The organism is Glaciimonas sp. OK215 (assembly GCF_057787885.1).
This window is the reverse complement of the sequence record NZ_CM173544.1, coordinates 3,134,488-3,156,073: the sequence shown is the minus strand read 5'-3', so window position 1 is coordinate 3,156,073 and position 21,586 is coordinate 3,134,488. Positions and strand designations below refer to the sequence as shown.

At 57.2% G+C, this 21,586-nt stretch carries 21 protein-coding genes and 1 pseudogene; 13 read left to right on the top strand and 9 right to left on the bottom strand.

Annotated features, from left to right (window positions below; genetic code table 11):
- The first annotated feature begins 1 nt into the window (after nt 1).
- Nucleotides 2-655: a carbonate dehydratase gene (gene can / locus AC3CHX_RS14255; protein ID WP_488644650.1), complete on the top strand. Its 654-nt coding sequence runs from the start codon at nt 2-4 to the stop codon at nt 653-655.
- Nucleotides 656-988: 333 nt separating this feature from the next.
- Here can and AC3CHX_RS14250 read toward each other — a convergent pair.
- From AC3CHX_RS14250 to AC3CHX_RS14225, 6 genes and pseudogenes are all read right to left on the bottom strand, one after another.
- Nucleotides 989-1,492 (bottom strand): annotated as a pseudogene (locus AC3CHX_RS14250) (double zinc ribbon domain-containing protein); the annotation flags it as partial.
- A 676-nt stretch (nt 1,493-2,168) separates the two neighbouring features.
- Nucleotides 2,169-2,792, bottom strand: coding sequence for an IncC plasmid conjugative DNA transfer DtrJ family protein (locus AC3CHX_RS14245; RefSeq protein WP_488644649.1), 624 nt, complete (start codon nt 2,790-2,792; stop codon nt 2,169-2,171).
- On the bottom strand, nt 2,789-4,690 hold the full coding sequence (gene traD / locus AC3CHX_RS14240) for a conjugative transfer system coupling protein TraD (RefSeq protein WP_488644648.1): 1,902 nt from the start codon (nt 4,688-4,690) through the stop codon (nt 2,789-2,791). The genes AC3CHX_RS14245 and traD overlap by 4 nt, the downstream gene beginning before the upstream one ends.
- Nucleotides 4,684-6,504, bottom strand: a complete 1,821-nt coding sequence (gene mobH / locus AC3CHX_RS14235; protein ID WP_488644647.1) for a MobH family relaxase — start codon at nt 6,502-6,504, stop codon at nt 4,684-4,686. The genes traD and mobH overlap by 7 nt, the downstream gene beginning before the upstream one ends.
- A 101-nt stretch (nt 6,505-6,605) precedes the next feature.
- A complete protein-coding gene (locus AC3CHX_RS14230; RefSeq protein WP_488644646.1) occupies nt 6,606-7,220 on the bottom strand; it encodes a FlhC family transcriptional regulator in 615 nt (204 codons plus the stop codon).
- Between the two features lie 19 nt (nt 7,221-7,239).
- Nucleotides 7,240-7,575, bottom strand: coding sequence for a hypothetical protein (locus tag AC3CHX_RS14225; protein ID WP_488644645.1), 336 nt, complete (start codon nt 7,573-7,575; stop codon nt 7,240-7,242).
- A gap of 297 nt (nt 7,576-7,872) precedes the next feature.
- On the opposite strand from AC3CHX_RS14225, the gene AC3CHX_RS14220 reads away from it, so the two are divergent.
- Nucleotides 7,873-8,631 (top strand): S24 family peptidase, encoded by a 759-nt coding sequence (locus AC3CHX_RS14220; protein ID WP_488644644.1) that lies wholly within the window; start codon nt 7,873-7,875, stop codon nt 8,629-8,631.
- A 184-nt stretch (nt 8,632-8,815) separates the two neighbouring features.
- Here AC3CHX_RS14220 and AC3CHX_RS14215 read toward each other — a convergent pair whose 3' ends face one another.
- From AC3CHX_RS14215 to AC3CHX_RS14205, 3 genes are all read right to left on the bottom strand, one after another.
- The gene (locus tag AC3CHX_RS14215; protein WP_488644643.1) at nt 8,816-9,880 is read right to left on the bottom strand and encodes a DUF932 domain-containing protein; all 1,065 of its coding nucleotides are present in this window, start codon (nt 9,878-9,880) and stop codon (nt 8,816-8,818) included.
- Nucleotides 9,881-10,160: 280 nt separating this feature from the next.
- The gene (locus tag AC3CHX_RS14210; RefSeq protein ID WP_488644642.1) at nt 10,161-11,168 is read right to left on the bottom strand and encodes a DUF7146 domain-containing protein; all 1,008 of its coding nucleotides are present in this window, start codon (nt 11,166-11,168) and stop codon (nt 10,161-10,163) included.
- Nucleotides 11,169-11,288: 120 nt separating this feature from the next.
- A complete protein-coding gene (locus AC3CHX_RS14205; protein ID WP_488644641.1) occupies nt 11,289-11,774 on the bottom strand; it encodes a hypothetical protein in 486 nt (161 codons plus the stop codon).
- A gap of 566 nt (nt 11,775-12,340) precedes the next feature.
- Between AC3CHX_RS14205 and AC3CHX_RS14200 the strand changes: the two genes are divergently transcribed.
- The 11 genes from AC3CHX_RS14200 (at nt 12,341) to AC3CHX_RS14150 (ending at nt 21,515) form a co-directional block, all read left to right on the top strand.
- A complete protein-coding gene (locus tag AC3CHX_RS14200; protein ID WP_488644640.1) occupies nt 12,341-13,072 on the top strand; it encodes a DUF1845 domain-containing protein in 732 nt (243 codons plus the stop codon).
- A gap of 292 nt (nt 13,073-13,364) precedes the next feature.
- A complete protein-coding gene (locus AC3CHX_RS14195) occupies nt 13,365-13,592 on the top strand; it encodes a hypothetical protein (RefSeq protein WP_488644639.1) in 228 nt (75 codons plus the stop codon).
- A gap of 316 nt (nt 13,593-13,908) precedes the next feature.
- Complete coding sequence (locus AC3CHX_RS14190) at nt 13,909-14,109, top strand: hypothetical protein (RefSeq protein ID WP_488644638.1); 201 nt, start codon at nt 13,909-13,911, stop codon at nt 14,107-14,109.
- A gap of 309 nt (nt 14,110-14,418) precedes the next feature.
- Nucleotides 14,419-14,628 (top strand): helix-turn-helix transcriptional regulator, encoded by a 210-nt coding sequence (locus AC3CHX_RS14185; RefSeq protein ID WP_488644637.1) that lies wholly within the window; start codon nt 14,419-14,421, stop codon nt 14,626-14,628.
- 134 nt (nt 14,629-14,762) lie between these two features.
- Nucleotides 14,763-15,680: a site-specific integrase gene (locus AC3CHX_RS14180; RefSeq protein WP_488644636.1), complete on the top strand. Its 918-nt coding sequence runs from the start codon at nt 14,763-14,765 to the stop codon at nt 15,678-15,680.
- An 8-nt stretch (nt 15,681-15,688) separates the two neighbouring features.
- A complete protein-coding gene (locus AC3CHX_RS14175; protein ID WP_488644635.1) occupies nt 15,689-16,885 on the top strand; it encodes a DUF1173 domain-containing protein in 1,197 nt (398 codons plus the stop codon).
- Between the two features lie 362 nt (nt 16,886-17,247).
- Nucleotides 17,248-17,565 (top strand): excisionase family DNA-binding protein, encoded by a 318-nt coding sequence (locus AC3CHX_RS14170; RefSeq protein WP_488644634.1) that lies wholly within the window; start codon nt 17,248-17,250, stop codon nt 17,563-17,565.
- Nucleotides 17,562-18,152, top strand: coding sequence for a VapC50 family PIN domain-containing toxin (locus tag AC3CHX_RS14165; RefSeq protein WP_488644633.1), 591 nt, complete (start codon nt 17,562-17,564; stop codon nt 18,150-18,152). The genes AC3CHX_RS14170 and AC3CHX_RS14165 overlap by 4 nt, the downstream gene beginning before the upstream one ends.
- A gap of 148 nt (nt 18,153-18,300) precedes the next feature.
- Nucleotides 18,301-18,573: a hypothetical protein gene (locus AC3CHX_RS14160; RefSeq protein ID WP_488644632.1), complete on the top strand. Its 273-nt coding sequence runs from the start codon at nt 18,301-18,303 to the stop codon at nt 18,571-18,573.
- A gap of 100 nt (nt 18,574-18,673) precedes the next feature.
- Nucleotides 18,674-20,065, top strand: coding sequence for a recombination directionality factor (locus AC3CHX_RS14155; protein ID WP_488644631.1), 1,392 nt, complete (start codon nt 18,674-18,676; stop codon nt 20,063-20,065).
- 139 nt (nt 20,066-20,204) lie between these two features.
- Complete coding sequence (locus tag AC3CHX_RS14150) at nt 20,205-21,515, top strand: metallophosphoesterase family protein (protein WP_488644630.1); 1,311 nt, start codon at nt 20,205-20,207, stop codon at nt 21,513-21,515.
- Nucleotides 21,516-21,586 lie beyond the last annotated feature (71 nt).

Sequence of the window (21,586 nt, the reverse complement as noted above, 5' to 3'; positions counted from 1 at the left end):
TATGCCAAGCCTAGATGATCTTTTCGCCAATAACCGGTCCTGGTCTGAGCGCATGGTTGCGCAAGATCCAGAATTTTTTTTACGACTATCCAAACAGCAAGCGCCGCGATATCTCTGGATTGGGTGCTCGGATAGCCGCGTTTCAGCCAACGAGATTCTCGGATTAAAACCGGGCGAGGTTTTTGTACATCGAAACATCGCCAATCTTGTGGTTCATACCGATCTCAACTTTCTTTCGGTACTTCAGTATGCGATTGAGATACTCAAGATAGAGCACGTGATGGTTGTTGGCCACTATGGTTGCGGCGGTGTTCAGGCAGTTGCTGAACATCGTTCTGCAGGACTGTCTGACAATTGGCTACGACATGTTGAAGACGTCGCGAACAAATACGCCTCGTTTCTGAATAGGTTTACCGCAGATGATGAACGCGCACGTCATCTGTGTGAACTCAGCGTAGCAGAGCAAATGGCCAACGTCTGCCGTACCACCATTGTGCGGCGTGCATGGTATCGCGGCAATCGCATTGAAGTCCACGGTTTGGTCTATGACTTGCATGACGGACTGTTGCGACCAATTGGACTTGGGTTGAATGGGTCAGAAAACTGGCAGGCAGGTTACGAACAGGCATTAGCCCGATTGATGAACGAGCCATAACTGGCATGACTAGTTGCAAGATATCTTGCAACTAGTCTGTTAAGCCCAGCAACCGAGCGGTCTTGATACGTTGGCTTATTTATGAGGCGCTACACCGGCTCATTCTGATCAAGATAAGGCTTGTCGGCGTCAGCGTTCATTCCGTGAACGACTAACAAATGATTGATATTTCAAAAAGGAGAACAACCCATGTTTAATTTTTTCATGTTCTGTTTCGACGAAGACTACTGGACCGTTCCGGCTTATCTGTGGCAGCTTCCTTCAGGCCTGATCGACGACGAGTTCTAACCCGGATTATCCACAAGTTAATGCACTGCCCAAACCCTGCTCGGCTGCATGTACAAGAGCCCGTTGCGGATGGTCTTCGTGCGCGATCGGCGCGCCGAACAGCGCCAGAATACCGTCGCCCATCGACTTGGCCACATAGCCTTCGTAGTGATGCACGGCCTCCATCATCAGCGCCAGTACCGGGTCGATCAGGCGGCGTGCGTCTTCGGGATCGAGGTCGTGGATCAGCGCGGTCGAGCCGGCCATGTCGGCGAACAGCGCGGTGACCGTCTTGCGCTCACCGTCCGCCGCGCCGCGGGCTTCCATGCCCGCCTGTGCCGCCCGGATGCGTTCGGCCAGATAGGGAGGGGTGTATTCAATGGGGGCGCTGGCCGCAAGCGCCGCGCCCGGGGGCGGCCCGATCAATGGCGCACCGCATTCGCTGCAGAACTTGGCGCTCGCGCTCGCCTCGTGCTCACACGACGGGAAGGCGCGCGCCATCTTGGCGCCGCATTCTTCGCAGAACTTGGAACCTGTCGGATTCTCGAACCTGCAGCTTGCGCAGCGCATAGGGCTTACCCCGCCTCCGAGGGGGTCAAGGTGCAACAGTGCTTAAATCTTAGCACGGCAGGCAACTCGTCGGGTTCTGTCGGGTAGCTGGAACAGGTTAGCTGGCGAAGTGGTGCGGCGCAGGCCCAGCGTTCAGTGTTGAATATAGATGCCCAACAGCATCAAAGTACGAACTGTCACCCTACGCTGAGCTGCTCTATGCTGTGCTGGTGGGAAAGTATTTCAAGTTCGAAACTTGCGCGTGGTCAACGCCGTATCGAATACCGTACTCGACAAGACTTCGGCGTTAATGCGCTGCAACATGTCTTTGGTCGGCACGATTAGCGACGGTGGCAGTCAAGTAAATTCGGACACTACGGTAGGTTTTTTTGCTGCCATGTCCCGTTTGTGACAACTGGGGTTGCAAGGCATGACGCCGGGACAACGAAATTCCGGAAGGTGGGTCAAAAATGCATTTGCGCCAACAGAGACAATCTACACAGTTTAGAATTCCATTTGACGTTTTTCTGTTGCAGGAGGGCGACAAGTTAGGCACTTTTCTTTTTGTCGGTACTTTTGATGGCATTTTTAAAATCAACTATATTAAAACGTCGTATTTATGCAGGCTTTAGGACGATATTCTATTCCGGTGTTCCCCAAGGAGATCGGCTTCTAACGCTCGACGGTGATTGGATGGTCAACCACGCCGATGAAAATTCGCCACTGCGCGGCTCACAAAGACGCTGATAGCTACCGGCACGATGGCAAGCGCCAGCGGATGGAGCGTGATCGGCAGTACGAACGCAATCACCGTCGCGCAGGTGGTCATGATCGCCGCACAGGCATGCAACGCATACATCTCCGGGTCGTGCTGCAGAAATTCCTTGGACTTTACGATGCGCAACAGAAAACCATCGAACAGGACGGCCAGCATGAACACCAACAGGACCGGCAACCATTCCATTAATGCGGAGAAGCGGTAAGTTGCTAACGCGAGCAAGGTGTTGATTGAGCGGAAGTACGGGTTGTTGAACAAGCGTCCATTGACCTGGGACATCTGATTGGCAACCGCAGCATCCACGGCATTCGCCGCAGGCGCATCGTTCATCGACGGAATGGAGCTCACTTGTTTTGTCGTAGTTTGAAAGTCCAGCATACGCGCCAGGATGCGCGTCGCATGGTTTTCGCCCCAAAAGTTGGTGGTCAACCCGTGCTCGATCCGCAATTGATTGATGAAGTGTTCCGGCGGGTAGGCGGATGGCAGATACAGCACCAAGGCGAACAGGGCCAGTAGTGAAGCCGTCGATACGAAACGGATCATGGCGGCGCTCCCGCAGCCGGGCGGTCGTAATCGGGGTTCAGGATCGGGAAGCGCCCTTTGATGATACGGCCGCCGGATACCGAGGCGAAATATTGCAGGTTCGGCAGTTTTCCGAGAATGTCCGCCGGAATTAGCTCTTCCATGCTTTCGGTGAGTTGCGACGAGTACACCGAGGTGAAGTCGCCCAAGTGGGCATCCGAGGCATTGTTCAAGCCGACGCGCACCGTATGGATCGCTGTTTTGCCAAAGGTCTCGACGATAAAGTCTTGGGTGGGGCGATCCTTGGAGCGCAGAGCGATCAGGTTGTTGAGGTTGCCCAGGGCCATGCGCGCAGCGTCTTCACTGCCGAGCCGCTTGGCAAGATCGGCCAGCGTCTGCATCGCGCAGGTGGTGAAGATGCCGCCTTCGGCACCCTTGTTGAGAATTTCGATCAGCGGCTGATTGATGACGTTCGAGACTTCATCGACAAACAGCGAAATGCGCCGGTAGCCTCCCAGGTTGTAACGCATGCCCGCGCGTGCGGCCAAGTCGGCCAGCGACAGCGCGCCAATCGCGGAGGCCACCGATGGGTCGGGCAAGGAATCGAGGCACAAGTACAAGACATGGCCGCTGCGCTCGATTTTCTCGAAGTTCATGATCGCCCGCACATCGTCGGCATCGAACGGATCGGGAGAAAGGCTCAGTCCCAGATCGCCGGAAGTCAGCATCGACAGGATCGGCAGCAGGTTGGCGGTGATTTTCTGGTAGTGCTCGCGGTTGTGCCGGAAGGTGCGCACTTGCGCATCGATAACCTTGTTGCGTTGGGTGTGCGGCACATGGTGTTCATAGAAGGCGACGAAGGCGAGCAGGTCGGTGCTGGCAGCTTCCGACGGGCGCTTGAGATTGCCGCGTTGCGCATCGTTCAGCAATTTCTTCATGTCCGATTGATCGCGCCAGGCTGGACCGAGAGTGGCATCGAAGAAGCGCTGCAATGAGGTATCCAGCACCGGTTCGATGCCGCCTTCGATGTACTTGGTCAGCTTCATCAAGTTTGGACGCTCTTCCAGATCGACCAGGCCCTGGACCACGACATTGACGGCGTCCCAGCCGAATGCGCTAAAGGCGCCGGCGGTGTCCGGCGGCATGATCGATTGAATCCGCGACGCGATCTCGGTTGGCTTTTGCCAGTTGAAGGTGAAGTCCAGGCGTACCCCGGTCTCGGGAAACGCAGGATGAAACTCGATGAAGGTGTCGGGCTCACGGTAGTCCGCGCAGGCCCGGACGACGGCGCGTTTCAGGCGACGGCTGTTCTTCGGGTCGATGACGACAACGACGTCGCCGCGCTGGACCGCCTGCGTGATCAGATTGGCGAGCGCGACCCCCTTGCCGGACTGGGTGGTGCCGACCAGCAGCGTGCCGCCCTCGAAGTTCTGCAATGGCCGGTAGAGCGCTTGCTCCTTCGGCTCGACCCCGTGGATGTAGGGCAGGCCGATCTCGCTATCGGGTTGCGGGTTGACTGCGTAACCCAGCCAGCGGAGCAAGGCCGGCGACACCGCATAGTCGCGGAAATTCACTTTGGCCAGCTCGTACAAACGCTGCGAGTGGACCGGCAGCCACTCGAAGCCGAATCCCAGGAAGACCTGCTCGGGTTGCTGGCACAGCCTTTTTAAATCCTTGGTGGTGACGACTTGCATTGCCCGACCGGACAGCGATGCGCGCACGATCAAAATCCGCAGCGCTTGATGAATGCGTAGCACTGCCATCCAGAAGCACACTACCGCCAGCGGACCAATGAATCGCCATGGCAATTCTTCACGGACCGCGATGGTGACGAACGCGATCAAGGCGACTAACCATGCAATGCCGGCGTAGGACTCGTACGCGCGGCGCCATGGCATCTCATATTTACGGATCAGCATGTCAATTCCCACTGCCCATTGATATCCGGGACGTCGAAATTGCCAGGATCGAGACCTGCAATGAAACGGGGATGGAGCAGCAAGCCGACCCTTTGTTCGACGCCGAAGTCGCGCACCTGCGTTTGCGATGGGGAACCCTTGGGTCGCACCAGCATCTTGACTTCGTCCAATGCGCGCACCGCCAGCGACGGTTCGATTTTCCGCTTTTCGAATTCGGCAAGCGGGATGAAGAGTCCCGACGAGATCGTGCAGGCAGCCACATCGGCAGCATCGCGATTCAATGTATCGACGATCTGCGCGAGCGCCTCTCGCACGGCGGGATTCAGACGCATGGGCGCTTCGAGCTTGAATTCCGGTAGAGCCAACACAGGTTTGGCTGCGGACGAGGCTGCGGGAGGAGACGCAACGGGAGCGTGGGGGATGGGGACTGCCGGTACAGCGGTCTTCTCGGCAATGTCTGGCGATGGCCTGGCAGTGGCTCGCTCCGTCATGATCGGTTCTGTCTCAATCAGCAATGGGAGCTGGTGTGCCGGTCGAGGCTTTTGATCGCTGGCGGCTGGGGCGGGCGCAGAAGGCGCGGGTGAACTTGGTACGGCGGCACGAACCAATGCGATGGAAAGTGGTTTGGGGGCCGAGTCGAGGCCGGCGAACAAGATCATCGGCGACGATAGCTTCACGGCCTCGATGGCGGTCTTGCTGTCGGGTGGGACGATCTGCCAGGTAACCTGGCAAGAATCTTGCGGTTCGAACACGCCGGCTGCAACCAGAATCTCCAGCATCGCTTCCGGCGCTTTGGGAACCCCGGGCAACTGGTCCAAATCGAGGAGTTGGCGCATGTCGGCAGCCGCATTGGGCCAGACGATGAACAATCCGTCGCTGCCGAACCAGACCCTTGATTTCTCGCCGTTGGGACTCCAGGCCGCGTTGGCACCAACCAACCGACGTAGCGCGTCGACCAGGTAGCGTTCCAGATGCGATCCCAATTGCGGTGTGCCGTAGCGGTCCGCGCTTGCTTGCAGGTAACGATCGATGACGAGCGCGACCGAGCGACGCACCAGATCGTCCAGGATGTTATGTTCCCGGTAGAGCGGCATGCCGGAAATGCTGGCCATCATGTGCGGCACGATCACGTCATTGCCGGCGGCGAGGTGCTGCAGGACCACTTTCGGAACGACATGCGGCAGCACGAACACGCCGAGACTGCGACTTTCGTGCACGTTTGGACGCCATTTGAGAAAAAAGCGAGAGGCTTTTTGTTGGGCAAGCCAGCGCGACAGGGGCAGCAAATAAGGTTGCCATTCCTCGCCTTTCTCATCGGTGACGATCACGTGGCAGAGGGTGCGATGGATCTCGCAGCACAATCCGGCAATGAACGTCGCCTGCCGCCAGCGCGGCTCGAGATGACGGCGGACGGAGATCGTCGATCGACCGGAAAAAATATGGCCGTCCGTCCCCTGAAGACTGAAGAAGGCGACCTCCAGACCCATGCGCAGCAGTCCGCCTGGCACGTTGAAGTAACTGTCTGGCGTGGCCGGAAGCAAGTGCACGAACTCGGCATAGCGGCGAATCAGCGCGAATATCTCTTGCTCGAAGGTCGCTCGATCCACCCCGTAGCACAGCTTGATGCGGTTGATCAGGTCCTTCTGTGCGGCAAGCACCTTTTCGATCGAGTGGACGGGAATGCCGGGATCGACCGGCGGGTAGGCGAGCATATCGGCTGTGCCGTCCGAGCGTGGCGGCGGGTCGGCGTTCGCGGCTTGCACCACCGCGCCCGTCCGGACGAAGCCGCCCAAGATGTGGCTGAAGCTGGGCATGAAAAATCGCACATGAAGATGACGTTCAATTCTTACCGCTGGCGCGCTGCCCGTCCATGCGAAACAGATGGGTTTCGAAGGGGGATTTCGACATCTGCGTTTCAGTCGTTCGATTGACGCGACAAGGCGATCACGCCAAGCTGCACAGACGTCATGTCGGGCAAGTCACGCACCTGAAAACACGCCTGGATGCGCGGGTCGCGCGGATAGCGGGTGACGAGTTTGCAAAACGGGCACTCGTGGTTCGATACCGGCTGCGCACTGACGGCAGTGACATACTGGCTGGTACAGACCGGGCATTCAAGCAGAGAGAAATTCGACGTTCTCGCCAGCCAGAGGCCGTCCATGTGAGCCGCCAGATCAAAGGCACGATCGAAACTGATCCGCGGCTGGTCAGGGCAGACCACCCGATAATGCTTGTAGCCCGCGACCAGCGCTTCAGCGGGGCCGAATCCGAGGTCCCGGATACGTCGGTAAATCGACACAAAGATGGACGCTTCGGCACGGTTGAGTAGATTCGCACTGTGATACCAGTCCGGGGAATCGGGTGGGCGCCCGCGGGGCGCGGTCTTGCGATCGGCGAAGAACAAGCGTGCGAGTTCGCCCCGCGGCAAACCGGTAACATAGCCGATGGTACGGACGCGCGCACCGAGCGCGGCACACGCCTGGGCCAGTCGGAGCGCCCGGATATGGCGCTCGACGCGGTTGGATTCCACCGCCGTCGCATCGCTGCGTTCAGAGCGGACAAGGACGCTGGGGCTGCGATTGCTGTGGTGGTAGGAACGCAGCCTTATGCGGCGGATGGACCGAGGTAATAGGACCCGCGAGCGGTAACGGCAAGCCGAGCAGAGACAACAAATCCTGTCTTGGCGGAAAAAGGCATTCTTGACCGATATTGGCGACGATGACGAAAATCTGGTCGATTGATAGATCGCCAAAGAAACTTGCCTGATCCGCGCGCAGTCCAAACTGGCAGCAAGTGGATACCGGATCGCGCTTGATGCCATCCCTGATCGTTATTAGCATTGACAGGTTGCTGACCTGAACGTCGGAAAATTGAATATTGCCCATGATCTTTCCTTGCGGTAAACCCTCGTGAGGCATGGTGGCTCGCAGGTGCTAGCCGATAGGCCGCAGGCTCAACAAGGTCGATGCAGACGGGGCCTCAGGGTGAGAGCTGCGACGCGATGTTGCTTGTATTCATGTTTCCGTAGGTTAATTTTTATCGACGCTTCGGTCAAGAGCAAATATTCGTCTTGTACCGATTGCCACGAGCAAATGCTCCAATCCAGGAGGATTTTCGCATGCAGATGAAATGCCGCCGAAACGTTGTTGTCCGGTAATAAAGATATTTAGGAGAAAGCGAAATTGAAGAAACGTAACGATTCCTCAGCCGAGCGACGCGCCCAGGCGCAGGGAGCGCAGCGGGTTGAGACAGGAACGCGAAGAGAGAAATTGGAGATGAAGACAGGCCGGCTGGATTTGATTCCGGGATTTCGGGAACGTTTGATCGAGAAATTGGACGCCGCCAACGTCCCCGAGGAGGCTCGGTTGGCCCACTTGTCGGCGCTGACCCGGCGTGCGCCTCAGACGGCGAGACGTTGGATCGACCCGGTCAAGGCCGGTCTCCCAGACCTGGAATCGTTTGCGCTGCTGTGCATGGGGTTCGATAGCAATGCAGATTCGTTGATTGGCTTGCAACAGCCCCGATACGCCACGCGTTTCGACAACGCCTCTTCACCGGATCGGGGACAGGCATACGATATTGTCGATACGACAGCAAACATCGAGGCCATCGTCCGCAAGCTCGCGGACGAGGTGACGGGCTGCGAAACGATGAAAATGACGGGAGACGATATGGTCCCGGTCATCCACGATGGCGACATGCTGTTTGTCGATTGCAGGAATCCGACTATCGGTGGGAACGGGATCTACATGGTGGAGTATGACCAGCGCGTCATGGTGCGCAACGTCGAAAGCCGTATCGGGGAGGGGCTGATCCTGGGTTGCGAGAACCGTAAGTATCAGGAGTGTGTGGTGAAGGATGCTGCTGCGGCAAAACGCATGGGACTGAAAGTGATCGGCAAGGTGCTGGCATCCATCGGCATCACTCGGTTCTGGAAATGATCACTGCATCAGTATGGTGCAAATGGATCGAATGATGATAGTGACAAGAAAGATTTCTGATGCGGCCAACATTAGGCCGCACCAGAAAAGACTGTTACCGCGAACATCAGGCCGCACCTGAAAAGACTGTCACCGCGAACGGTAAGAGGGGCTGACGCCCCATGAATGCACATTGCCGAAATGGCTAGGCCGCTTCCGCAAGTCCTTTCCATTCGCTGGCGGCCAATTCGATCAGCTTGCCGCCCAGTGCTTCGAACTCGGTCGCACGATCATAATCCTCGACATCCTGCGAGTAATGCGTGACGGCATTCATTAGACCGTAGGCGGAAAGTTCACCTTCGGTGATCAGGTGACGAAGTACGCCGGCACGCTCGACTTCGTTCAAGGTATAACGATTGGCGAGCACCTCGACGCTTTTCACTGGATCGCCGGTGAGTTTGATGTCGAGTATCTTCTGCATCTTCTGAGCCACTTGCCGGAAAGTCGCTTCCGATACCGCGGCTTCGACGACGTCCCGCACCTTCAGGAAGAAGGCCTTGTCGTCGGCGGCCAGCGTGTCGTCCCGGAAGATGGTGATCGCCTCTTCTTCCGACTGCAGCGTGCGCCCGACGTGCGTCTTGCGCAAGGCACGGTCCGAGACGATCAGTCCGTTGCTGCACACCAGACGGAACACCAATGGCTGCACCGCCAGCGTACCGTGCCCCACTTCGGAGTTGGTGATCACGACACCGGCCTGCACCACGTCGCCCGGCACCATCTCATACTGTATACGCGGCGTAACGACCTTGATGTACATCTTCGTTTCCGTCAGTTCGACCGACTCGAAGCGCGCGTCCGGTAACGTTTGCAGGATCGGCAGCACGTTTTCTGCCAGATCGTAGTTGTCCAGGCGACGGTAGCGGTCCGACAGCACCGCACGCACATTGCCGTCCAGGGTGCGGAGCATGCGCCGTTCGTTGTCGGTCTGCAGCCACGTATTGACGTTGCGGTCGAGCAGCGCCGGTTGTTCCGCCCGCATGCGCTCGAAGTATGCAAACGGGATCTTCAGCTTCTCGGCGAGTTGGCGGCGCGCCAGGTTGGTGACGCCATATTTGCCTACGGTGCTATTTTCTTCGATGAATATTTTGCAACTGCCCAAGTCGTCGGTGTGGCAACGCATCAACGATGCAGGGACCACCATGTCTTGCTTGGTCGCCAGTTGCCGTTCGAGTTCTTGCGCGAGATTGATGAGAGAACGTCCGCTTTTCATAATGAACTCCAAAAGAAAAGCGGAGACGGCAGACCCCGTAACGGGGATGCACATCCCCGCTGGGGTCGATGACACGGCTCGAAAACGTCCGAGTCGGAACTAGGAGCGCAACAGGTGTTGCGCGAATTTTGAGGACTGCCTTTGCTGCGCGAAAGTCACGCAGCCTGGTATGGCAGCTACCAGCGGGGAAAACATTTGAACCTTTTCGCCGGTGTCTCGGATGAAGCACCGCTGAAAAAGTGGGTGTGATTGTGACGATGTCGCCATCACACCCCAAGAACTATGCCGCCTGTTTCACGCCTTCCAGATGCGAACGCCAGACGTCGGCCCAATCGGTTCCTGCGTGCTTGGGCACAAAGACATCGACCTGCCGGGGACCGATTTTTTTGCTTTCCTTCATGAGACGTCGGGCGAGCACGAACGCGCAAGCCTGCCCGTCATACTCTGCATGGGCGTCGTTGTCGCTATAGATGCAGATGCGGTGCACCGTCTCCGGTATCCACAACTTCTCCATATTGCCCGCATTGATCGCGGCCCATACCGGTTTGCCTGTACTTAAATGGACGGCAAGCGCTGTCTCGATCCCTTCGGTGATCGCCAATTCCTCGGCCGGGTCGAATAACCGCACCGAAGCGCCGTTGATCCCGCCCGACAGTACCTTCTTGGCGTCGCGGTTCAAGACTTTCCTACCGTCCTGGAGATAGGTGCGATGCAGCGTGACCGCCTGCCCATCGACGCCCTGGATGCAGGCCAGCATCGCCGGGTATTCGGCGATTTTCTTCGATTTACCGGCATCGTCCTTCTCGTAGTAGCCGAGCGCGGGATGGAAGCGCAATACTTTGGGATACTCGGACAACGACAGTCCACGGTTGCGCAGGTAGCGATCGACGTCGTCGCCTGCAGTAACGGGTGTTGCCTCGTCCCAAATGCGCTTGGCCAGCTTCTTCATCTGATCCGAAGCCGGTTCGGTGGATCGATGACGCAAGGGGGCGGGCACGCTGCCGACGCATTCCTCGAGTCGCTTGAGGACGGTGCCGAATTCCCAGCCGCACACCCCCTGCAGCAACTTGAGGCCGCCGCCGGGACCGCAGCCGCGGCAATGGTAGTTACCTTCTCCATACTTGTCGGTGTACTGGAACCGGTCGGTTCCGCCGCACAACGGGCAAGGTTGATTGCGCTTGTTCAGTATGTTCGGATCGACACCGAGCGTGCGCAGTATTTCCGTCCAACGACCATGCGCGCGCCGTTTGATTTCCTCGACATGCGCTTCGAATTCGTAGCTTTCCATCCGATTTTTCCTTTCGATTGTCGTGACTAGTGGCATGTGCCGACGTGGCCGCATGCGGTGCAGAATGCGTAAACATCCTTGCCGATCAGCATCCTGTTCCTGTATTCCTATTCAAATAAGTCAGGCGAACAAATCGCCTTCCACCGTGTTTTTTTTGATCTGCTCGTTGATCCATTGCGGGTTTTTTGCCAGACGGCTTTCGATCCACCCCGGATTCGTCAGGACAGCTTCTCGCACCCAGGACGGATAGCGTGCGAGCGTGGCATTCAGCCACGTCTTGACTTGATATCTGATCGTGTCGCGAATCTCCTCTGCGTCCACCAGCCCGAAGTAGGGTGCTGGTGACAAAGGACTGCATCCGACGACTCTCAGGCAATTGACGAATGAGAAGGGCCGATCTTCCTTGTCGCGTTCGGTAAATATCCAGCGCAAGATATCCAGCTTTTCTTCGAACGGCGTTGCCGGATCTCGGAGATCACCTACTTCCTTGAGCAGACGCCAATGAAGAAATACGACGTCTTCTTCGCTCCATTCGGTGGCTGTGTCGTCGTCGAGCGCATCGAGAGCGACGGCAGGCTCGGGAGCGCGTCCGATCGTCCTCAACATGGCCGATTGGCTATTACTGGAAATCGCTTTCCTACAAAAGTCGTCGGGGAATGCGGCGATTGACTGACTCGCGGGTGAACTATGGTTCAGCATCATTGCCTCCAGAAAAAAAAGGAGGCAATGCTCACCATGGGCGGGGGCAATTGCCCCCTTGGGGTGACGAACGACCGGTGTGGAAACCGGCGCTAATGGGACTGGCTTGACTGCGAAGCGGTGCGAACCGCTTGATCGGTATGCCAGCTACCGATCCGAGAAAACTTTCGGCGCGAGATGGGACTCCCGCCTCGAAAGCAATCTTCGATGGCGGCGCAAAGTAGGCACTGCAGACGGCGTGCGAATAACGCGTGCGTGATACGCGGTGGGCTTCGAGGCTTGCCGATTGCTTGCAGGGCTAGCTGCTGCATGATGTGAAGTTAATTCGCCGGCGCGGTGAAGTCAATACGGTTTCCGTTCAAATCCCAGGCTGATGCCGAAAAGCCCCTTGGCGGTGCGCCTTTTCTTATGGCGAGTGCAGGCACCGCCCGGGAAGATTGGGTTCCATCATGGATGCTCAGCGGAGTTCGGACATGACAGACACGCAAATCGTGAAGGTCGATCAGGGCGCAGTAAACGATCGTATCCTGGCGAAGGAGGTCAAGACGGATTTTCGTCGTGTTGAAGCGGCGAGCGTGAAGATGATGACGCATTTCACGAGCGCCGAGGCGAAGCGACTGTTCGTACGATTCTTTAGCACGCTGCAATTGAATACGCATTTCGTGTCGGTCATTGCGCGAACGAAACTTAAACATGAAGATGTCGAGCGCGTCGAAGCCACGTTGCGCGAGCGACTGGAATCGGTGGCCGACGATTTGAACAAGGCGATCGACGGAGCTGAAGCACTATTCAAGAGCAACGGCATTACCAGTTTCGCGACCTATGACACCAAACCGCTCGAACTCGAAGTAGGCATCATCTCATCGAGCGGCCGACGCTATTTCGAGGTACTGAATAAATTCGATCAACTGATGCCGCTGCTGCAGACGCTTGAGATCCATGAAGTCATTACGCCGCGAGATGCCGATATCCAGCGCGCCGGCTTCAAGCGTGCGGTCCGCAGTGTAGCCGGCAGCGCACGTAACCTGGCGACTGGTCTGCGGCGACGAATGAATGAATTTTCGGTGAAGGAAGCCGGGCGCGAACAGCCGAACAGCACACGGAATCCTGGCACAACAGGTACGGACGAAGGCCAAGTAAGGCCAGACGGAGGTGGTAGTGCGCAAGCGTTCGTGGCCCCGCCGGACGTCAGAGTTGAAGCATGACGGAGGTGTTCATCATGCATGGCTTTGAAACTGAGGGTATGCTAAATTCAACCATTTGCTTTGGCAGAACGGGCTGTCCAGCCAATTACTCACAATATCCAAGGGCGCTGAATCATCCGGCTCAGTATGATGCTTGTGTGGCAAGGAACGGCGCATCGGGTAACGATGCAGTGTCGACAGTCTGGCGGCCGAGTACGTTTGTAAGAACATCGCCTGCAAAAGCACCGGCCCGACCCCGGACGCGGACAGTTATAACAATCGCTATCTTTAGTAAGAATAATCGAGAAACCATATGATGACCTTATTTGCCGTTCCAGTTTTCGATGCCACAATAATCGTCGAAGGAAACGAGCTGTTTAAAGGGAAGGGTTCGGCAGTGCATTGGGCTGAACGGCTAGCTGTTGAAATTGGCAGTCAAGTGACCGTGCAGAAAATCGGAAACGGCTGGGCGCTGTGCTGCTCTGTGGATGGTATTGATTGCATTTGGGGCATTCACGGTCAACGACTAAAATGCATCTAAGACGGCCCAGCGTATGAGGTGCGCTGATCATTTGGTGGGCGTCGGGGACACACTTCAAATCTCAGCAACGGTTTTTAAAGGCCAAGTCTGTTTTGTATTCCGGAACGTGTAACCCCCGCTGCCGGAGTCGTTACATGGACACTATCGCTACAGGAAGCCTTTCCCTGTAAGGAGTAGCCTCGAACGAAAATAAGAAGGAAGCGAATTGTCAGTCTCGCAAATTTCTCGATCGGATACAGCTTGTCAGGACAAGTCACAATTAATGCAACTGAATTCTTTTCAGTTGTCTTGTTGCATAGATGGTGATCTCTGCGACATGCATCAGGCAGGAGGCTGGGACGCCAGGCATGTCTCGTACTGTGCCAATCGGAACTCTTTCGGGTCGGAAGCGCTTTCGCCATCGCATGTGGCGACGCGTGCTTTGGTGCTTGAAATTGATCTGCCGCTGATTTACCGTTTCATCAGGTCGCACAACATTGCGGCCGCAGCGCTCGATAGCGCTAAATCCGTCGCATAAAGTGCGCCGGCGTCGCAGTCGATACCTGCCTCTTCCGTTCGCGTCCGGTCCAGTCCGTGCCTAAGCAGGTGCCGGTTGGGAATTGCGGCCTTGTTCCCTGACTATATCCATCATAGATTACGTCGCTCACATGCCTCCGCAGGTGCGCAAGTGCTGACGCGTTTTCAATCCACACCGAACGGCTGGGACCGCCGCGGTGTGTCTCCGAGTTTCTGGTTCCCTACCGACCATGTCTCCCTGGCCTCGCATGGTCGCGACAGAGTGGGTCACCTTCTTTATCCGGCGCAAACGCCGGTGAAAGGTCCGATCATGTCAGCAACGATTCCAGCCAATGCAGCTCTTCCTGAAACAGGGTTCCTACGGCAACCGCAGGTATTGCTCTTCATTCCGATTTCGAAGTCGACGCTGTGGCGACGCGTAGTGGCCGGGACATTCCCGGCGCCAGTCAAGCTTTCCGCGCGGGTCACGGTATGGCGTGTTGAAGACGTACGGCACTGGATTGAACAGCAAGGTACATAACGCCAGGAATGTCGCTCACTATGCGGATGCAGTAACTAATGCCGAAATCCCCCGATTTAGGGGCTGATTTCGCCTGGCACGTAAAACGTCGAGACGCGAATATTGGGTGCACCGACTGAAAGGTGTAGGGCAATATGGAACCGGACTCAATTCTGATATCGATCGAAATGCTCAAGGAAGTCATCGCCGGAAAAACCTACGAAGCCGTCGCGGCGGCGCACGGCGTGACTCGTACTGCCGTCGAGCGTCGTATCAAGGCCCTGGCCTTGAAGCTGAGCCGGGAAGTCGGCATCGATGGACTCAATGAAGAAGGACTTGCTTTCGTGCAGCGGCTTAGGAGATGCAGCGGCGCTATCATGGCGGCGCTCGAACGGTATACGCCGAACCTATCGCCTGAAAAACGTGCTGGCCGAATACTGACCGACGAAGAGATCGGACTCGCCGTACAACGGACGCGCACGCGCAGCACCTGCCCGCAGCGGGATGTGGCGCTTCTCTATTTGTTATTGACTACCGGCGCACGGCCGCTCGAGATCGCGCGGCTAGAGGTGCGCGATTACCTGCATGCTGACGGCAACGTGAGGGAAGAATCGGTGGTGCGCGCGGAAGTCGCGGTCAACCACAAGGTCAGACCATTGTTCTTTACCAGCCGAAAAGCCAGGGAGTCGATCGACGGCTATCTAATTGAGAGATTGGGTCAGGATTTCGGTACCGAAAATCCTTCCCGCTATCGTGGGTTGAGCCCGCACAGGCGATTGTTCCTGACAGAGACCGGCTTGCCGTTCGAGATCGTGAGCTACGGTGAGCAGGGGCAGCAGCGTTTTCTGTGCCGGGGTATTCTCGACACCTACCGCAAGATCTTCCGGCGCATCGGCCTGGAGGGCGTGTCGGCACTCACCGTGCGGCGTACGGTAGCCGCACGATTGCTCGAGCGCGGTGCCGCCGAGGATCAGATCGGCGAGGTTTTGGGAATCAGCGAACTGAAGGCGGTGCGGGAGCTATTGCCGAACCTTCGCCTGCCCCTACAGACGGTCGTGCGCGATCTGGTGTGAATACGTCCATGGACGAACAGCGCTTCTTCATCAAGGGAGGCACCTACGCGACGACGGATGCGCAGTTGCAGGATGCGCTGGCGCGAATCTACGCGACGCCTGAACGACCCCGCTGCATGTGTGTCCAGGGCGGGATCGAGATGTATGTTGCCAAGCATCGGCTGTTCGTGGTCAAGCGCATGCCCGATACGGGCTCCCAACACCATCCTGCTTGCCCCTCGTATGAGCCGCCACTAGAGTTGTCAGGGCTAGGCCAAGTCATGGGTGCGGCCATTCAGGAGAATCCGAAAAACGGAATTACCACGCTGATGCTGGATTTTCCGCTGACCAAAAGTGGAAGTCGGACTGCGCCAATTCCCAATGGAATAGAAGCCGACAGCGTCAAAACAGATGGCAACAAGTTAACGTTGCGCGGCACGCTAGATTTTTTGTGGGAGCAAGCTGGTTTTAATCGTTGGAGTCCTGCAATGCAGGGCAAGAGAAGCTGGTTCGTCATCCGTAAATATCTCATCAGCGCAACGGAAAACAAGATTGCGAAAGGATCGTCATTGGCAGATATTTTATATGTGCCAGAGGCATTCGGGACCGATAAAAAAGGCGAAATCGCTTTGCGTCGTGCTACGCAAATGATAAAGGTAGCTACTCAGCCAAAGGGCGCGCGCCGTCTGATGTTGGCGATCGGTGAAGTGAAGGAAATTGCAGTATCGCGTTATGGCTATAAAATCGTGCTGAAACATTCGTCTGACTTCCCGTTCATGATCAACGAAGACTTGCACAAGCGTCTGAACAAGCGCTTTGATGCCGAGCTGGGATTATGGGACGCGATGGATGATGTGCATCTGATGATCATCGGAACGTTTGGTGTCAGCGTTGCCGGAATTGCTTCTTTCGAAGAAGTAGCATTAATGACGGTAACGGAGCAATGGCTGCCGATGGAACATGCTTTTGACAAGGCGTTAATCGAAGCGATGGTGCGTGAGAACCGGCGATTCATGAAAGGCATGCGCTATAACCTGCCGTCGACACGACCGCTCGCTTGCGTAGTCGCGTCCGACACAAATCCTGACCCGATCGCCATGTATATCGTGCCACCTGGCGCCAGCGATGAATACAACGTCGCGTTAGACGAGTTGGTCAAAGTGAGTAAATTGGCTTCCTGGATATGGCGGGCAGGTGTGGCCGACATGCCGCCACTTCCGCATTAACCTCCTTTATTAATTACATATTCGCATTCCAATCCTGCCGGTGTGCATGAAAGCATTCAAGGGCCGTCATGAGGAGTGTAAGGCCCCGTACTTGGCTTGGCGGGAAACTGGGACAGGGGTGGCCCGTTTGCACAATGGGTATTGCTGTCGTAGAAGGCGAAGCATTCTGAAGTGTTTCGAATAAATGTATATAATCGAAACATATAAGTAACATCGGAAGGAGATTCACCTTGCGCACAACCCCTCCGCCACCACCGCGTACCAAGCGTTCGCCCGCTCTACACGGCGTTTGCGAGACATCCGCACGTTCTATTATCTCTGTTGTCCGTCGTGCAGCGCCGGGAAAAGCATCGAGCGAAGCGATGACTGACCTGGTCGATTCTTTGACATCTGTTATCGAGCGGACAACGGAATTGCTTCTTGCCGGCAAAAACGTCCGCGTTATCGAGGACGACGAAGCCATGACCACCCAGGAAGCGGCAGACCTCCTGAATGTCTCGCGCCCGCATCTGATCAAGTTGCTTGAGACGGGACAAATCCCTCAACTGCCCAAAGTTGGGCGCCATCGTCGCGTTGCGCGGGCGGTCGTGCTGAAGTACAAGCGTACATTGGATACCCAGCGCAAATCGGCGCTCAAGGAACTTGCAGCCATCTCGCAACGTCACCATCTTGGCAATTGAGCGTACCAGCCATGTTGCCGGTGGTTGTGCTGGATGCCTCTGTACTCTATCCTGCAGCCCAGCGCGACCTCTTCATGTGGCTTGCTGCGGGAGGTGCAATCCGTGCCCACTGGACCAATGAAATCCACGATGAGTGGATGCGCAACGTGGGGCGAGACTTTGACGTTGCACGCAGCGTTCTGGAGCGCGTGCGCCAGCTGATGGATCGCGCGGCTGGCGATGCTTTGATCGACAGGTACCGTCAGCACGAACGATTGTTTCCGAAAACCGATGCGAAGGATCGTCATGTAGCTGCGGCTGCGGTTGCGGCGCGCAAACGGTCTGGCGCCAATACCGTCACGATTCTCACATGGAATGTGAAGGATTTCGATCGCCAGGAACTGGAAGTGGTCGGCGCGGTGGCCGAAACGCCCGACGTTTTCCTGTGCCGCCTGCTAAACGATTCACCGGAAAATGTTATTGCGGCGTTCATGCGAATGTGCGACAACCTGCGAAATCCATCAAAGACCGCGCAGGAGTGCGCCGACACACTTGACGCACAAGGATTGAAGAAATTCGCAAGGTTGATATCGGTGAGAATCAGTTGACTTTTGCGGTATGGATGATTGCCGACCAATGGCGACAGAGTGCGATATCTGCCACCGTTCGTCGTCGCGGATAGCTGGGAAAGATACTTATGTCCTAATTTAGGAAACCTGTGCAAGACCGAATTAAAAATCTGCGATCCAACCCATCATGGCAAAGCCCAAACCAAAACTCACCGCCCGCGAAAAGGCCGCCCGGAAAAGAAGGCAATTGGAATTCATGACCATCTTTATCAATGGGAAACAGAAACGGGTCAAACGGCCTCCTGCCATTAATGGCATGTCCGCAGATGAATTCATTCGAACAAACGCGGACCCAATTTGGTTACATCAGCACGGATATTGGGAATACATGGTGCTTGCGGATGAGCACAGCGCGCCGTTGACACCTCCGCGTATCGACACAGGGTTTTCTGAAGAGTGATCGACACGATCCGCGTCGCCAACACACGCCCTTGAAGCGGCGAGGATGCACGAGATCATGAATTGGCGAGATGTCTCGCATTTCATGAAGGAGCGCATCCATGAAGAACGCAATAGTGGCCATCAACGGCAGCGGCGCGGCGCTGCCCACGCTGCTGGGGAATAACGGACCGGGCTCGGCACGCATTCCAACCGGCGGCAAGATCCGCGCCGGCATCAAAGTTCTCACCAAGAAGGCGGCGGAAAACCCGAAAGCGAAGGAACTCTACGATCAGGGCGTTGCCGCCGGGCAGTCTTTCGAGCAGATCGAGAAGTTTCTTAGCGAAGCGCTACCCAACCTGAAGACGCCGCTGGTACCCAAGAACGTGGCTTGGTTCACGGTGCGCGGGCAGGACTTCCCGAATCCGGAAATTGCCAAACAGATTCTTGACGCCTATGGCGAGGAACGGGGTGACGGCGTCAAGCGCCTGTACCGGTTTCCGGTCGTATTCCCGTCCGACATGTGGCAGGCAGTGATGCCGCACGAGCTGGTCGCCTGGGGCGCCAGCGAAAAGAAATTCTGGTCGGAATATGCGCCCGATGGTCGGGTGCGATACTGCAAGTGCTACGCGCCGGTGCCGCTCAATGATTCCGGTAAGCGGGTGATCCGCGTGTTCGGCGGTCGCAAGACCACGTTACGCAGCGAGAACGGCGGGTTGTGCGACCCGGAAAGCTGCGATGAGTATCAGCAGCGACAGTGCAATCTGTCGGGGCGTTTCATCTTCTTCATCCCCGGCATCAAGTCGATCAGTGCGTTCGAACTGCACACCAACAGCTTTTACGCGATGAACGCGGCGATCCAGAAATTCGAAACCATCGCTTTTATGCGGGGCGGGCGAATATCGGGTTTTCTCGATGCCAAGCAGACGCCGTTCTATATCACCAAGAAGCTGATGGATGTGCCGCACATCGATGAAACCGGGCGAGCGGTTCGAGTCCAGCAATGGATCATCGAGCTCGAGGCACCGATCGATGTGACGGCGCTGCTGCGCGCTAACGACGATGAGGAAACGGCGATCGTCAATGCGCAGATCGCAAGCCAGATCCTCGAAGGTCCAGTCGGTGCGAGTGAGATACCCCATACGTCGCCCCCTGCCGATCTGCCGACGACGCAGACCCGGCCCGATGTTAACGACGGCAGTGGCGGCAACGACACGCCAGCGAGGCAGGCCACGGCACCGGCCGACAGCAAGTCGCCCAATGCGTCGAAAACTACTGTCCGCACACCTGCGGGGACAAATACCGGTCCCAGCCTGGAACAGGTGATCGAGACCGCATGCTCCTATGGCATCGATGCGGCGCGGTATGGGGAATACGCGGACCGGCGCTGGGGTAGCGGTTGGAAGATCAATGCGGGCGGACGCCGGAGGGCACTGGAAGAACTCGAGCGCTATCGCAACGATCCGCACGGCTACCGCGACAAGATCGAGTCCGAATTGAAGATGCTCTTTTGAGGAACAGCACGGGGTTGACGCAGGAGCGTGCAGCGCGACGATAGTCATGTGCTCCCTTCAAGCGTACAAGGAGAAAGATGATGCATGAATCAAATGTGAAAGACCTGTTTTCCGATGAAACGACGGGGGAGGACTGGTCATGATCCGCATCGCGCAGTTTTCCGACCTGCACTATAGCGACAAGCATCTGGCGGAAGCCGATCGCTGCTTTACTTACGCCGTCGATCGCGCCATCGCCATGCAGGTCGATGCGGCGGTCATCTCGGGTGATGCAACCGACCATGCGCTCGATGTGCATGCGCCGGCGGTGGAACGCCTGGCGCGTAACGTCAGGCGGCTGGCGGACCATTGCCCGATCCTGATGCTGCAGGGAACGTATTCGCATGAGCCGCCCGGCACGCTGGCGATCTTCCGCTTGCTGGGCGGACGCTATTCGGTGCATGTCGCAGACCGGATCGGCCAAGTCGCGCTGATGCCGGACGGACGTTGGATCGCCGCCGATGGCTGGCGCTTCGAGCAGGCGCCGAACGACATGCGGGCGCTGTTTTCCTGCGTGCCGACCCTGAACAAGGCGACTGTCGCGGCAACGGTGGGTGCCGGCGCGGCTGCCGAAGCCGTCGGCGAGCAGCTCGGGATGCTGTTGCGCGGGTTTGCACCCGTGAATCAGGCCGCGCGGGAAATGCATGTGCCGACCATCGGCGTCTCGCACGGCACCGTCTATGGCTGCCTGACCGAGCACGGCGTGCCGATGGCCGGGTTTGACCACGAATTCACGACCGGATCCTTGTTCGGTGCGCAGGCACAGGCGTTCATGCTCGGTCACATCCATCGCCACCAGCAATGGGAGGCGAACGGACAGCGGATCGCGTATGCCGGATCAATCGGGCGCTTTCATTACGGTGAGGAAGGCGACAAGGGTTTTTTATTGTGGGAGATCGGCACAGCAACGACACGGCTCACGCTTGAAACGACCCCGGCGCGGCGCACCATCGACCTCTGTTTCGACGGCAAGCCGGACCTCGATGCGATCCAGGCCGCCACGCAGACACAGAACATCGCAGGGGCCTTCGTGCGGGTGCGTTGGAATGTCCCCGATGAAGACCGGCATGAAGTCGACCGCGATGCGATCCAACGCACGCTGAGCTCAGCGGCAGAGGTGAAGCTCGAGGGACGCATTGTGCCGGTCGTGCGAACGCGCGCCGCTGGTATGTCGCAGGCCGCGACGATCGCCGACAAAGTGCGGGCGTGGGCAAAAGCGACCGAAGCGCAGGCGCGTCCGTTGCTGGCCTGTCTGGAAGACTTGCAGGTGCGCACGCCGGAAGCGATCGCTTCAGACATTCTGGGACGGCAGATAGGGACGGTGGAGCATGTTTCGGTGAGCACGATGGCTGTTGCAACGCCAACCTCGTGCGACCAAGTCGTCAATGAAGCCACACCGGATCTGTTTTAGGCGGCTTGACGCGCTTAGCTTGACGCACACCATGCGTGCGCGACACTGGAACGAGATCTACGATGGAGATC

What these genes read in the sequence shown, in the direction of transcription:
- AC3CHX_RS14155 (WP_488644631.1), top strand. Translation starts at nt 18,674, where the DNA reads ATGAAGAACGCAATAGTGGCCATCAACGGCAGCGGCGCGGCGCTGCCC.
- AC3CHX_RS14210 (WP_488644642.1), bottom strand. Translation starts at nt 11,168, where the DNA reads ATGGAAAGCTACGAATTCGAAGCGCATGTCGAGGAAATCAAACGGCGC.
- AC3CHX_RS14150 (WP_488644630.1), top strand. Translation starts at nt 20,205, where the DNA reads ATGATCCGCATCGCGCAGTTTTCCGACCTGCACTATAGCGACAAGCAT.
- traD (WP_488644648.1), bottom strand. Translation starts at nt 4,690, where the DNA reads ATGCTGATCCGTAAATATGAGATGCCATGGCGCCGCGCGTACGAGTCC.
- AC3CHX_RS14160 (WP_488644632.1), top strand. Translation starts at nt 18,301, where the DNA reads ATGGCAAAGCCCAAACCAAAACTCACCGCCCGCGAAAAGGCCGCCCGG.
- AC3CHX_RS14215 (WP_488644643.1), bottom strand. Translation starts at nt 9,880, where the DNA reads ATGAAAAGCGGACGTTCTCTCATCAATCTCGCGCAAGAACTCGAACGG.
- AC3CHX_RS14205 (WP_488644641.1), bottom strand. Translation starts at nt 11,774, where the DNA reads ATGTTGAGGACGATCGGACGCGCTCCCGAGCCTGCCGTCGCTCTCGAT.
- AC3CHX_RS14180 (WP_488644636.1), top strand. Translation starts at nt 14,763, where the DNA reads ATGGAACCGGACTCAATTCTGATATCGATCGAAATGCTCAAGGAAGTC.
- can (WP_488644650.1), top strand. Translation starts at nt 2, where the DNA reads ATGCCAAGCCTAGATGATCTTTTCGCCAATAACCGGTCCTGGTCTGAG.
- AC3CHX_RS14175 (WP_488644635.1), top strand. Translation starts at nt 15,689, where the DNA reads ATGGACGAACAGCGCTTCTTCATCAAGGGAGGCACCTACGCGACGACG.
- AC3CHX_RS14245 (WP_488644649.1), bottom strand. Translation starts at nt 2,792, where the DNA reads ATGATCCGTTTCGTATCGACGGCTTCACTACTGGCCCTGTTCGCCTTG.
- AC3CHX_RS14185 (WP_488644637.1), top strand. Translation starts at nt 14,419, where the DNA reads ATGTCAGCAACGATTCCAGCCAATGCAGCTCTTCCTGAAACAGGGTTC.
- AC3CHX_RS14225 (WP_488644645.1), bottom strand. Translation starts at nt 7,575, where the DNA reads ATGGGCAATATTCAATTTTCCGACGTTCAGGTCAGCAACCTGTCAATG.
- AC3CHX_RS14170 (WP_488644634.1), top strand. Translation starts at nt 17,248, where the DNA reads ATGACTGACCTGGTCGATTCTTTGACATCTGTTATCGAGCGGACAACG.
- mobH (WP_488644647.1), bottom strand. Translation starts at nt 6,504, where the DNA reads ATGCCCAGCTTCAGCCACATCTTGGGCGGCTTCGTCCGGACGGGCGCG.
- AC3CHX_RS14200 (WP_488644640.1), top strand. Translation starts at nt 12,341, where the DNA reads ATGACAGACACGCAAATCGTGAAGGTCGATCAGGGCGCAGTAAACGAT.
- AC3CHX_RS14195 (WP_488644639.1), top strand. Translation starts at nt 13,365, where the DNA reads ATGATGACCTTATTTGCCGTTCCAGTTTTCGATGCCACAATAATCGTC.
- AC3CHX_RS14190 (WP_488644638.1), top strand. Translation starts at nt 13,909, where the DNA reads ATGCATCAGGCAGGAGGCTGGGACGCCAGGCATGTCTCGTACTGTGCC.